This window comes from Brachybacterium halotolerans (genome assembly GCF_016623465.1).
In the GTDB taxonomy this organism is placed as follows: domain Bacteria; phylum Actinomycetota; class Actinomycetes; order Actinomycetales; family Dermabacteraceae; genus Brachybacterium; species Brachybacterium halotolerans.
Map to the genome: position 1 here is coordinate 1 of NZ_JAEDAJ010000002.1, position 12,082 is coordinate 12,082.

At 73.1% G+C, this 12,082-nt stretch carries 11 protein-coding genes; 5 read left to right on the forward strand and 6 right to left on the reverse strand.

Features of this window, described 5'->3' with window-relative positions:
- Nucleotides 1–154: 154 nt before the first annotated feature.
- Nucleotides 155–946, reverse strand: coding sequence for a hypothetical protein (locus I8D64_RS04275; RefSeq protein WP_200501289.1), 792 nt, complete (start codon nt 944–946; stop codon nt 155–157).
- 132 nt (nt 947–1,078) lie between these two features.
- Nucleotides 1,079–1,759 carry a peptide deformylase gene (locus I8D64_RS04280; RefSeq protein WP_200501290.1) on the reverse strand — a complete coding sequence of 227 codons (681 nt, stop codon included), beginning with the start codon at nt 1,757–1,759 and terminating at the stop codon, nt 1,079–1,081.
- 256 nt (nt 1,760–2,015) lie between these two features.
- On the opposite strand from I8D64_RS04280, the gene I8D64_RS04285 reads away from it, so the two are divergent.
- Both I8D64_RS04285 and I8D64_RS04290 read left to right on the forward strand, forming a co-directional pair.
- On the forward strand, nt 2,016–3,095 hold the full coding sequence (locus I8D64_RS04285; RefSeq protein ID WP_200501291.1) for an ABC transporter ATP-binding protein: 1,080 nt from the start codon (nt 2,016–2,018) through the stop codon (nt 3,093–3,095).
- Nucleotides 3,096–3,344: 249 nt separating this feature from the next.
- Nucleotides 3,345–4,586 carry a DUF4032 domain-containing protein gene (locus I8D64_RS04290; RefSeq protein WP_200501292.1) on the forward strand — a complete coding sequence of 414 codons (1,242 nt, stop codon included), beginning with the start codon at nt 3,345–3,347 and terminating at the stop codon, nt 4,584–4,586.
- Between the two features lie 8 nt (nt 4,587–4,594).
- On the opposite strand, the gene rlmB is transcribed toward I8D64_RS04290, so the two are convergent.
- The 4 genes from rlmB to I8D64_RS04310 all read right to left on the reverse strand — a co-directional run bounded on the left by rlmB (nt 4,595) and on the right by I8D64_RS04310 (nt 8,848).
- Nucleotides 4,595–5,569 (reverse strand): 23S rRNA (guanosine(2251)-2'-O)-methyltransferase RlmB, encoded by a 975-nt coding sequence (gene rlmB, locus I8D64_RS04295; protein WP_200501293.1) that lies wholly within the window; start codon nt 5,567–5,569, stop codon nt 4,595–4,597.
- The gene (gene cysS / locus I8D64_RS04300; RefSeq protein WP_200501294.1) at nt 5,569–7,011 is read right to left on the reverse strand and encodes a cysteine--tRNA ligase; all 1,443 of its coding nucleotides are present in this window, start codon (nt 7,009–7,011) and stop codon (nt 5,569–5,571) included. Before cysS ends, rlmB begins: the two co-directional genes overlap by 1 nt.
- Before the next feature lie 42 nt (nt 7,012–7,053).
- Nucleotides 7,054–7,539: a phage holin family protein gene (locus tag I8D64_RS04305; protein WP_200501295.1), complete on the reverse strand. Its 486-nt coding sequence runs from the start codon at nt 7,537–7,539 to the stop codon at nt 7,054–7,056.
- Nucleotides 7,540–7,645: 106 nt separating this feature from the next.
- Complete coding sequence (locus tag I8D64_RS04310; RefSeq protein WP_200501296.1) at nt 7,646–8,848, reverse strand: LacI family DNA-binding transcriptional regulator; 1,203 nt, start codon at nt 8,846–8,848, stop codon at nt 7,646–7,648.
- Between the two features lie 181 nt (nt 8,849–9,029).
- On the opposite strand from I8D64_RS04310, the gene I8D64_RS04315 reads away from it, so the two are divergent.
- Genes I8D64_RS04315 through I8D64_RS04325 form a run of 3 tightly spaced genes read left to right on the forward strand, consistent with a single transcriptional unit; the run spans nt 9,030 to nt 11,967 of the window.
- Nucleotides 9,030–10,454: a sensor histidine kinase gene (locus I8D64_RS04315; RefSeq protein WP_246482739.1), complete on the forward strand. Its 1,425-nt coding sequence runs from the start codon at nt 9,030–9,032 to the stop codon at nt 10,452–10,454.
- A 35-nt stretch (nt 10,455–10,489) separates the two neighbouring features.
- The gene (locus I8D64_RS04320) at nt 10,490–11,143 is read left to right on the forward strand and encodes a response regulator (protein ID WP_200501672.1); all 654 of its coding nucleotides are present in this window, start codon (nt 10,490–10,492) and stop codon (nt 11,141–11,143) included.
- On the forward strand, nt 11,143–11,967 hold the full coding sequence (locus I8D64_RS04325) for a DUF4097 family beta strand repeat-containing protein (RefSeq protein WP_200501297.1): 825 nt from the start codon (nt 11,143–11,145) through the stop codon (nt 11,965–11,967). Before I8D64_RS04320 ends, I8D64_RS04325 begins: the two co-directional genes overlap by 1 nt.
- Nucleotides 11,968–12,082: the final 115 nt, after the last annotated feature.

Below are 12,082 nucleotides of genomic sequence, written 5' to 3' on the forward strand. Positions count from 1 at the left end.
GCGCACCGGATCCGCTGAGATCCGGTGCGCCACGCTCATATCTTCTCGTCCTCTCGGCTGTGCGACGCGCTTCGGGCGCCCGCCACAGCGCGCCGCGCGCCCGAGGCGACTCGCGGGCCATGGCCACGAGTCGCCGACACCGGAGCCGGCGGAGTCAGGCGCTCCTCGCGTCTCCGTCGAGCGAGGCGTCGACGCGCTTGGGGTTCGGCGCGGACGAGGCGTCCGCCGCCCCTGCGGTGAGCTCGTCGACGTGGGAGAAGATCTCCCGCTCGGCCTTGATGATGCCGCCGGCGATGACGCGGTTGCCGACGCCGCCGATCACCGCGCCGACGCCGAAGGGGATCAGGCGGCCGGCCCAGACGCTGCCCATGCGCGCGGCGATCTTGCGGCGGATCCAGCGCTTGATCTGGTTGTTGACGGCCGAGACCACGAAGTCGGGGGCGACGCCGTTGAGGACCGCGCCCCACTGCAGCCCCTGGCGGCCCAGGGCCTTGGAGACGAGCTGCTCGCCCTTCTCCCCTCCCAGCACGCCGAGCACCACGGTCTTGCGGCTGGCCTGATCACCCATGTCCACGCCGCGCACGCGCGCCACGGCGAGGATGAGGAAGGCGCACGCCTCGGCGAACGCGGCGCCCTCGCCCGAGGTCAGGGCGATCGCGGCCACGGTGCCCACGCCGGGCAGGGCCGCGGCGCCGCCGACGCCGGCGCCGGAGACGGTCAGCAGACGGCGGAACTGCTTCTCGACATGACCGACGAGGTCCTCCTCGGACATCTCGGGGTGCTTGCGCCGCAGCGAGTCCACGTACTTGTCGGCCACGGGCCTCTGGATCCGCAGCGCGTGGTCGACGATGCCGAGCACGCGCTCATCGGGCGCCTGAGGGCCCTGTGCGTCCTCGTTGTCCTTGCCGCTCGTGGATGACTTGGACCCACCGTTCGCGTTCGCCACGTTCAGCTCCCCTTCTGCTGTCCTGCGCGCCGGGAGACCCCGACTCCGAGGCACACCATAGCGGGATCACCCGGGCACAGGATGGACACGGCGGCGCAGGAGCTCAGGACCGCGGATCAACGGGCCGACGGGTCAGTCGAGCACCACGGTCCCGGGAGCGAGGCGCTCGATGGGGCCCGTGAGCCCGAGACCGTCGACGGCCTCGGTGACGTCGGCCCAGCGCGGCGCGAAGCGGGTGTCGATGATCGAGCGCGGCACGGCCAGGTCGTGGCAGAGCGTGCCGCCGAGGTGGTCGGTCTCGTGCTGGAGAATGCGCGCTGGCCAGCCCTGGTGCTCCTCGTCCACGTCCACGAGCGCACCGTCCTGGTCCAGGAGGGCGCCGGTGAAGCGGATGCGCCGGCCCCGCGGCACGATCGAGCTGAGCCCGTCGTAGGAGAGGCACCCCTCCCAGGCGAAGACCCGCTGCTCGCCGAGGATCTCGTAGGCGGGATCGAGCACGGCGCGCAGGGGGAAGGGCCGACGCTCGAGCAGGTCGTCCTCGGGATCCTGGTCGGCCGCGGCGAAGCGGTCCTCGGCCACGAACAGGCGCAGGGGCACGCCGATCTGCGTCGCGGCGAGGCCGACGCCCGGGGCCTCGCGCATGGTCACCACCATGGCGTCCACGAGCTCGCGCAGCAGCGCGGGGTCGAGGCGGTCCCGCGCCTCGCGCACGGGCCCGCGCAAGGCGGGATGGCCCGCCTGCACGATGCGCAGGGGCTCCTCGGGACGGGAGCGGCGGTCCAGGAGGCGCTGTACGTATTCGGTGAGATCCACGCCCCCAGTATCCCCGTAGGCGGCGTCCCCGCCCGCGCCGCCGCACCGCCGCGATCGTGGCCCGGCGGCGCCGACCGAGACGCCCCGCGACGCGACGACGTGCACGGTGTCCTCCCGGGCCTGAGATCTGGGATACACTTCCGATCGCCGGTGCGACGTTGCACACAGCCCTCGGGGGCGGTGCACAGCGGCACCGGTGCTCTCAACACTTCACAACGGATCGTCCGGCACGTACCTGCCGGTGGAGGGAATCACCATGGCTACAGTCACGTTCGACCACGCGAGCCGCGTCTACCCGGGCCAGGAGCGCCCTGCGGTGGATGGCCTCGACATCGCCATCGAGGACGGTGAGTTCCTCGTCCTGGTGGGCCCCTCGGGCTGCGGGAAGTCGACCTCCCTGCGCATGCTCGCCGGTCTCGAGGAGATCGACGCCGGCCGCATCCTCATCGGCGACCGCGACGTCACCGACGTGCCGCCGAAGGATCGCGACATCGCGATGGTGTTCCAGAACTACGCGCTGTACCCGCACATGACGGTCGCCGACAACATGGGCTTCGCCCTGAAGATCGCCGGCACCCCGAAGGCGGAGATCCGCAAGCGCGTCGAGGAGGCCGCGAAGATCCTCGACCTCGAGCAGTACCTCGACCGCAAGCCGAAGGCGCTCTCCGGCGGTCAGCGCCAGCGTGTGGCCATGGGCCGCGCGATCGTGCGCTCGCCCCAGGTGTTCCTCATGGACGAGCCGCTGTCGAACCTCGACGCGAAGCTGCGCGTGTCCACCCGTACCCAGATCGCGTCGCTGCAGCGCCGCCTGGGCGTCACCACCGTCTACGTGACCCACGACCAGACCGAGGCCATGACGATGGGCGACCGCGTCGCGGTGCTCAACGGCGGCGTGCTCCAGCAGATCGACGCGCCGCGCCGCATGTACGACCACCCCGACAACGTCTTCGTCGCGGGCTTCATCGGCTCCCCGGCCATGAACCTGGTCGAGCAGAAGCTCACCGACCAGGGCGTCTCCTTCGGCGCCGTGACGGTCCCCGTCGACCGCGCGACCCTCTCGGACACCGACGAGACCTCCGTGACCGTGGGCGTGCGCCCCGAGGACCTCACCCTCGCCGAGAACGGCCTGGCCGTCGAGGTCGACGTGGTCGAGGAGCTCGGCGCGGACGCGTACGTCTACGGCCGCCTGGCCGGCTCGGACGATAACTCCAAGCCGATCATCGCCCGCGTCGACGGCCGCAAGCCCCCGATGAAGGGCGAGACCGTGCACTTCCAGCCCAAGGAGGGCCACGTGCACCTGTTCGACGTCAAGACGGGCGCCCGTCTGGGCGACTGACGCGACCGCCCCGCTGCGCGGGGCCGCTCTCCAGCGGGCGCTCGGCCATCGGCCGGGCGCCCGTTGCCGTGTGCGCGACCGCTTTCCGTGCGTGCGTCCACATTCGTGAGAAGGGGCGCCGACGGCGCCGACCGGCCGTCCGTTTCGTCCGCCTTCGGCGCGTGCACTGCGGGAACGCCCCATGCCTCTGCACACCTCCTGCGCACATCTCGCTTCACCGTGCGCGCGCGGGAGGGCAGAATAGTGCCTATGGCTTCCCTCGAGATCACGGCCTCGCGCCCCGACCCGGCACTGCTGGACCTGCCGTGGGAGGAGCCGCTCGAGGAGTGGCCCGAGTCGATGCTGGCCACCCTGCCGCGCGGCATCTCCCGGCACGTGGTGCGCTTCGTGCGCGTCTCGGGGCGTGTGCTCGCGCTCAAGGAGATCAATCGCGAGCTCGCCCAGCGCGAGTACGACATGCTGCGGATCCTGCGCAAGATCGGCATCCCCGCAGTCGAGCCGTTCGCCGTGGTCAGCGGCCGCGTCACGCCCGGCGGAGAGCCGCTCGACGCCGTCCTCATCACGCGCCACCTGCAGTTCTCGCTGCCCTACCGTGCGGTCTTCTCGCAGGTCTCGAGCGAGGAGACGGCCCGGCGCCTGCTCGACGCCCTCGCGGTGCTGCTGGTGCGCCTGCACCTGGAGGGCTTCTTCTGGGGCGACGTGTCGCTGTCCAACACGCTGTTCCGCCGCGACGCGGGTGCCTTCGCCGCGTACCTGGTGGACGTCGAGACGGGCACCCTCCACGAGAGCCTCACCGACGGTCAGCGGGCCTACGACCTCGACATCGCGCGCACGAACATCATCGGCGAGCTCATGGACCTGCAGGCCGGTGAGCTCATCGACGAGGAGTCCGATCCGGTGGAGGTCGGCGACCAGCTGGTGGCCCGCTACGAGGAGCTGTGGTCCGCTCTCACCGAGCGCGAGAGCTTCTCGGCCGACGAGCGCTGGCGCGTCTCCGCCCGCATCGAGCGCCTGAACGAGCTCGGCTTCGACGTGGGCGAGCTCGAGCTCACCACGGACCTGGACGGCACCACCGTCTCCATCCAGCCCAAGGTCGTGGACGCAGGACACCATGCGCGCCGCCTCATGCGGCTGACGGGGATCGACGCCCAGGAGAACCAGGCGCGCCGCCTGCTCAACGATCTCGACCAGTACGGGGCGATCACCGACCAGCAGGCCGAGGACGAGGAGTTCGTGGCCCACGAGTGGCAGCAGGAGCACTACGAGCCGATCGTGCGGGCGATCCCCCGCACCATGCGCTCGAAGCTGCAGCCCCCGGAGTTCTTCCACGAGGTGCTCGAGCACAAGTGGTTCCTCAGCGAGAAGCAGGGCCGGGACGTGCCGATGAAGGAGGCCGTCCAGGACTACGTCGAGAACATCCTCCCCCATCGGCCCGACGAGAAGTCCCTGGTCACGACCGAAACGTCAGCCCTCCCAATCTTCGAGGGCTGACGTCAGCATCAGGCGATGCCCGTGCCCTCGCGGACCCCGGCGATCTCGTAGAGCGCGATCGCCGCGGCGACCGAGGCGTTGAGCGACTCGGTGCGCTCCCCCATCGGGATCGAGACGACCTGGTCGCAGGTCTCCCGGGCCAGCCGTGAGAGGCCCTTGCCCTCGGCGCCGACCACAAGCACGACGGGCTCGGTGCCCAGCGAGCGCTCCTGGCTGGCGAGGTCCCGCGTGGAGACGTCCCCCTCGGCATCGAGCCCGAGGGCGAAGACGCCGCGGGACTTGAGGTCGGCCAGGGTGCGGTTGAGGTTCGTGACCTGGGCGACGCGCACGCGGCCCGCGGCGCCGGCCGCCACCTTCCAGACGCTCGCGGTCATCGACACGCTGCGGCGCTCGGGAAGGATCACGCCGTGGACGCCGAAGGCGCCCGCGCTGCGGAGGATCGCGCCGAGGTTACGGGGATCGGTGATGCCGTCCAGCGCGACGAGGAGCGGCGGCTCGAAGGCGTCGTGGGCGATCTCCAGCAGCTCGTCGACGTCCGCGTACTCGTACGGCGGGATGGTCAGCGAGACACCCTGGTGGACGGCGTGATCCGTGATGCGGTCGAGGTCGGTGCGGGTGGCCTCGGCGATCGGCAGACCGCGCGCGGTGGTCAGGCGCAGGATCTCGCGCACCCGCTCGTCGCCCTCGATGCGCGCGAGCACCGTGAGCGAGGTCGCCGGGATGCCCTCCTGGAGGGCCTCGAGCACCGCGTTGCGGCCGGCGACCTGGTTCTCGCCGGGAGCGGGGGCGTCCCCCCGGCGCTGCCTGCCGCCGTGGCCGCCCTTCCCCGAGCCGCCCTGGTAGGCCTTGTGTCCGGGGCGGTCGCTCGCCTTGGGCGTCGGTCCCTTGCCCTCGAGGCCGCGGCGGCGCACGCCGCCGGAGCCGGCGGTCGCGCCCTTCTTCGTGCGGCGCATGGCGCCGCGACGGGAGCTGTTCCCTGCCATCAGGAGTCCTTCCTGGTCGCGGGTGCGAGGGTCCATCGGGCGCCGTCGGCGCCGTCCTCCACCCGGATGCCTGCATGATCGAGTGCGTCGCGGATCGCGTCGGCCCGCGCCCAGTCCTTGTCCGCCCGTGCCTCGGCGCGCGCGGCGAGCTGGCCGCGCACGAGGGCGTCGAGCGCCTCGTGCTCCCCGCCGCCCTCTCCGGCGGTGTCGGCCCAGGACACGGGGTCCAGGCCCAGCACGTCGAGCATCGCGCGGAGCTCCGCGAGCAGCGCGGCGATCGTCTCCGGTGCGGCGCCGCGCTCGGCGAGGGCGGCGTTCAGCGCGGCGTGCGTGCGGTGCACGACGGCCATCGCCTCGGGCACGCCGAGGTCGTCGTCCATGGCGGCCGCGAACGCCTCGGGGAGCTCGACGGCGCGCAGGTCCTGCGCGAGCACGGCGTCCTCCCCCAGCAGCTCCTGAGCGCGCTGCGTGCTCGCGCCGAAGCGCTCCCAGACCACCTCGGCCTCGCGCATCGAGGCGGCGTTGTACTCGATGGTGGCGCGATAGTGCGCGCCCAGCAGGGCGAGGCGCACGGCGGGGGCGGGATGCGCGGCGAGGGCGTCCTCGACGGTGACGAAGTTGTCCAGGCTCTTGCCCATCTTCATGCCGTCCACGGTGAGCACCGCCACGTGCATCCAGGTGCGCGCGAAGCCGTAGCCGGCGCCGTGGGACTGGGCCTGCTCGTTCTCGTGGTGCGGGAAGCGCAGGTCCAGGCCTCCGGCGTGGATGTCGAAGGTCTCCCCCAGGTAGCGGCGGGCCATCGCCGAGCACTCGAGGTGCCAGCCGGGGCGGCCGCGCCCGAAGGGCGTGTCCCACGCCGCGGTCCCGGGCTCCTCGGGCTTCGCCGCCTTCCAGAGGGCGAAGTCGCGCGGATCGCGCTTGCCGGGCTCGGGCGCCTCGCCCGCGTCCTGCATGTCGTCGAGGTCCTGATGGGTCAGGGAGCCGTAGTCGGGCAGCGAGCGCACGTCGAAGTACACGCTGCCGTGACCGTCGGCGTAGGCATGACCGCGCTCGATCAGGCGCTCCATGAAGGCGATCATCTCGGTGACGTGGCCCGTCGCGCGGGGCTCGTAGTCCGGGACGCGGCAGCCGAGGTCGTCGAGGACCTCGTGGAACTCGCGCTCGAAGCGGTAGGACCAGGCCCACCAGGGCACGTCGTTCTGCGCCGACTTCGCGAGGATCTTGTCGTCGATGTCGGTCACGTTGCGCACATAGGTGACGTCGAGGCCGCTGCGCTCGAGCCAGCGGACCAGCACGTCCACGGCGAGGAAGGTGCGCAGGTGCCCGATGTGCGGCGCCCCCTGCGTGGTGGGGCCGCACGCGTACAGCGAGACCGCGCCCTCTCGCACGGGGCGGAAGGGCGCGGTCTCGCGCGTTGCTGTGTCGTACAGGTTCAGGCTCACGGGTCCAGGGTACGTGGCCGCGGCCCCTTCCCGGGACCCGGGTCAGTCGGAGACGCGGGCGCTGACCTGCTTGCCGTAGAGCTCGTCGAAGGTGTCGTCGTAGGAGACGGCGTTCGCGCGACGCTTGCCCTGCACGGCGTCGACAGCGCCCTTGGCGGTCTCGATGGTGGTCTCGGGGGCGCGGATCTTCCGCACCACGAGGAAGGCCACGAGGCCGGCGATCACGGCGAGGACGATGAACACGCCCGCCACGATGAGGAAGGACGCCCAGGCCGGCAGGCCCGCGGCCTGCAGGCCCCAGGCGGCGGCGAACAGCAGCATCACCCAGGCGGAGAGCAGCAGGAACAGCAGCACGGCCGCGCACGCCGCGACCACGCCCGCCTTGACGGCGATGCCCGTGATCTCCTTCTTGGCGATGTCGATCTCGGAGTGCACGACACCGAGCACCTCGTCACGGATCGAGGCGACGAGTTCGCCGATCGACCGCTGGGTGGGCGGGGTCGTCGGGTCGTTCGTGGTGTTGATCATGGTCGGAGCCTATCGCAGGAGGGATGCCCGGACACGCGGTCCGTGCGCGACCGGGCTGGGGGACGTGACGGGTCAGATGCCCGACGGGCGGGCTCGTCCGCGCCGGTCAGTCGACGTGGACGCGCGTGCGCCGCTTGGACTCGGCACGAGGGCCCGCCGCCGTGCTCTGGCGGGCGACGAGCGACGGGGCGACGGCCACGTCGCGCGCCTCCTGCTCATGGCCGGAGACGCGGTCCACGAGCAGCTGGGCGGCGAGCGCGCCCAGGCGGTCCGAGTTCGGGTCGACGCTGGTCACCTGCGTCACGCCCGAGGAGGAGAGCGAGGTGTTGCCGTAGCCGGCGACGGCCAGCTGCGTGGGCACCTCGTAGCCGGCGTCGCGGGCGGCGGCGAGCACGCCGAGCGCCGTGACGTCGTTCGCGCAGGTCACCGCCGTGGGCACCTCGCTGCCGCGCAGCAGCATCGATCCCGCGGTCTGCCCCACCTGCTCGGTGAAGTCGCCGGGCTCGATGCGCGCGTGGTCGGCGAGGCCGTGGCGCTCCATGGCGAGCTGGAAGGCGTCGGCGCGCTCGCGGGCGACGGTCGAGCCGACCCCGCCCACGTGCGCGATCTCGGTGTGGCCGAGGCTCACGAGGTGATCGACGAGCAGGCCCTGGCCCACCTCGTCGTCGATGCGGACCGTGTCGAAGCGGCCGACGAAGGACCGCGAGCAGCCGATGCCCACGAAGGGGCGGTCGGCGGTGGCCTCGATGACGCTGTCGACGTCGTGGAGGTCGGAGACCATGAGGAAGCCGTCGACGCCCAGGTCCACGAGGGAGCGGATCGCGTCGGTGTCCGCGGCGATGGGGTACTCCGGGACGCGGCGACGGGTCGGCACGACGATCGCCGAGCGGCCCGTGGCGGTGAGCTCGATGCGGATCGCGCGCACCAGATCGGAGATCCAGGTGTTGCGCATCGTGTTGACGAGGACCGCGACCACACCGCGGTGCGAGGTCTCGTCGGCGAGCTCCTCGAGCGGGAAGTTCAGCCGCTCCGCGGCCTCGTGGACGCGCTCGCGCAGGCGGGGCCGGATGTCGGCCTGGTCGCGCAGCGCCCGCAGTGCGACGGCGCTGGAGATGCCCAGGCTGTCGGCGACGTCGCGGAGGGTGCCGCGGCTGGGCCCCTGGTCGGCGGCGATGGACGCGCTCACCGCATCGCCCTGCTCGATCACCTGGTCCGTCGCGCCCGCTCCCTCGGCGCTGTCCGAGTTCGGGTCGATGCTGCCGGCATCCTGCATGTCGTCCGCTCCTTCGCTGATGAGGTCATCGCTCATGGACTCATTGAACCGCACCGGGGCCCTGCGGGGTGCGCGGCTCCCCCGGGCGGGACAGGTCTCACAGCCTCGTGCGTCCGCCAGGCGGCGAGCGATCCGTCGCGCGAGCGGGGGTTATCCCCCGCGGGGCACGGCGGCCGGCTCCGGTGTGCACCGCGACGCGCCCGCCTACGGTGATCCCATGACCTCCACCACGATGCCCGCCGGACCCGCGCCGGTGCCGCGGCCCGACGCACCGCGCCCCGACGCACCTCGTCCCCGCTTCCTGGTGGGGATGGCGAGCGTGCTGGTCTCGGGACTGCTCTCGATCACCTGGCTGTGGATCAGCCTGACCGTCCTGGTCACCGGGATCGCCTCCCTGCCCGCCGTCCTCTCGGGCCTCCTGCTGCTGGTGCCGTGGGTGCTCGTCATGCGTGCGGCGGCCGCGTTCGAGCGCCGCCGGGCCCGCGCGGTGCACGGCGTGGACGTCGTCGTCCCCTCGCGACGGGTCGCGCGGGGCACGGGCTTCGGCGCCGCGCTGCAGAACCTGGGGCTCGACGTCATCTCCTGGCAGTTCTGGCGCTCGGTGCTGCACCACCACATCACGATGATCGTGGGCTTCTTCCCGAGCCTGGTCCTCTACGTCGGACTGTGGGGCGCGTGGACCGCGGCCGAGCTCGCGATCATGGCGCCCGATGCCCAGCTGGGCTCCTGGCGTCCCGGCGCGCTCGTGCTCGCCCTGGGCGCCGTCCTCTGCCTCGCGATCGCGCTCGGCTCGCTCGCCGCCGGGGTGCTCGCCGAACGGGGGCTCGCGCGGGTGATGCTGCCCAGCAGCGACGACGGCCTGCGCCAGGAGGTCCAGGAGCTCTCCGTGCGCCGTCAGGGCGCGGTCGACGCCGCCGAGCAGGAGCGCCTGCGCATCGAGCGGGACCTGCACGACGGGGTCCAGCCCCGCCTGGTCGCGCTGGCCATGACACTGGGCATGGCGCGCTCGCGCATCGAGAAGGATCCCGCGGGCGCCGCCGAGCTCGTCGACGAGGCGCACGACGAGGCGAAGGCCGTCATCACGGACCTGCGCCAGCTGGCCCGCGGCATCCACCCGGCCGTCCTCACCGACCGCGGCTTGGACCCCGCGCTCTCCGCCCTCGCGGCGCGTTCCCCCGTCCCCGTCGGCCTCACGGTCGCCGTGCCGGGGCGCCTGGGCCGCGAGCAGGAGGCGGTCGCCTACTTCGTGGTCTCCGAGGCCCTCACCAACGTCGCCAAGCATGCGGGCGCCTCGCACGTCCGCGTCGACGTGACGCTCGCGGGACCGGCCGATCGGCCGGGCGCGGCGGGATCCTCGCCCCGGCTCCCCGGATCACCCGCGCCCACGGCCCTGCGGGTGCGCATCGAGGACGACGGCCGGGGCGGCGCGCACGTGCGGCGCGACGGCGTCTCGACGGGCCTCGCGGGGCTCACCGACCGCGTGCGCGCGACGGGAGGTCACCTCGTGGTCTCCTCCCCCGCGGGCGGCCCCACGATCCTGGACGCCACCATCCCCGCGTCCGCCCCGTCGACCCCTGCGCGCGAGCCCGCCGGCGCGCACGACCCCGCGCCCGACGACTCCGCGAAGGAGACCCACCGATGAGCACGCCCCGATCCCCCCGCCCCGCGCGCGAGAGCCTGCGGATCGTCATCGCCGAGGACTCGGTGCTCCTGCGGGCGGGCCTCGAACGCCTCCTCGCGGCCGCCGGCCACCAGATCGTCGCCTCCGTCGAGGACGCGACGGGCCTGCTGGATGCGGTCTCCCGCCACGAGGTCGACCTCGCGATCGTGGACGTGCGGATGCCGCCCACCTTCACGGACGAGGGCATCCGCGCCGCCGTGCTGATCCGCGCCCAGAACCCCGGCGTGGCCCTGCTCGTGCTCTCCCAGTACGTCGAGGAGCGCTACGCCTCCGAGCTCATCGCCGACTCGGGCGGCGCGCTCGGGTACGTGCTCAAGGACCGGGTGGCCGACGTCGAGGAGTTCCTGCGCGTGGTGCGCGCCGTCGGCGACGGCGGGACCGCCCTGGACCCCGAGGTGGTCCAGCAGATCCTCGTGCGCTCCCGTCGCCGCTCGATCCGGGAGGACCTCTCCCCGCGCGAGAGCGAGGTGCTGCAGCTGATGGCAGAGGGCCGCTCCAACGCCGCCATCGCCGAGCGGCTGCACGTCTCGGCGGGGAGCGTCGAGAAGCACATCTCGTCCCTGTTCGCCAAGCTCGGACTGCCCCCTGTCGACGGTGAGAACCGTCGGGTCATGGCCGTGCTGCGCTACCTGGAATCGGAGGACCGCTGATGCCCACCGCCCAGCTCCCGCCCCGCCCCCTGCCCGAGGGGACCGGACGCGACCGCACGATGCGGCGCGTGCTCGTGCTCCTCGCCGTCGTCTGCCTCGTGCTCACCGCCGGAGGGCTCGCGGCGCGCAGCATCGCCGCGGGCATCGAGCAGTCGCGCTTCCCCGAGGCGCCCGCCGTGCTGGCCGTCGGCTCGCCCTCGTCCCTCGAGGTGACCTCCTCGGTCTCCGACGTGACCGTGCGCGTGAGCGACGAGGTCGACCAGGTCACCCTCGCCCTCGTCGAGCAGGGCACGGACACCGTGCCCGCGGATCCCGCCCCTGTGAAGGCGCGCTGGGTGCGCAGCACGCACGACGGGACGCTGCGCGTGGACGTGCAGCGCCCCCGCCTCGAGGCGACCTCGAACTGGTTCGACGACGAGGACCGCGACCTGCTCGTGCTCGTCCCGCCGGACATCGCGCCCGATCTCTCGCTCGCGGTGAAGGCCGACGTCGGGAACCTCTCGGCCCAGGGCGCCCTGGCCGGTCTCGACCTGCGGACCCGCACGGGCGACGTCGACGCCGACGGCGTCTCCGCATCCGGCTCCGTCGCCGCGCGCACCGACATCGGCGACATCGACCTCGCGCTCGACGAGGACGGGGCGCACGAGGTCTCGGCGCGCACGACCACGGGCGACGTGTCCATCGCTCTCCCCTGCTGCGAGACCTGGGACGTGGACGCCCGCTCCGAGGAGGGCTCGACCGACGTCGACGCCGGGATCCGGGGCGAGGGAGCGGCGCTGCGGGCCCGCACCGACATCGGCGACGTGAGCGTCACGCGACGCTGAGGCCGACCCGGGCCGTACGCACCGCGGCGGCCCCCCCCCCCCGAGGGGGGGGGGCCGCCCCCCCCCCGGGGGGGGGGGGGGGGGGGCCCCCGGGCCCCCCCCCCCCCGGGCGGGG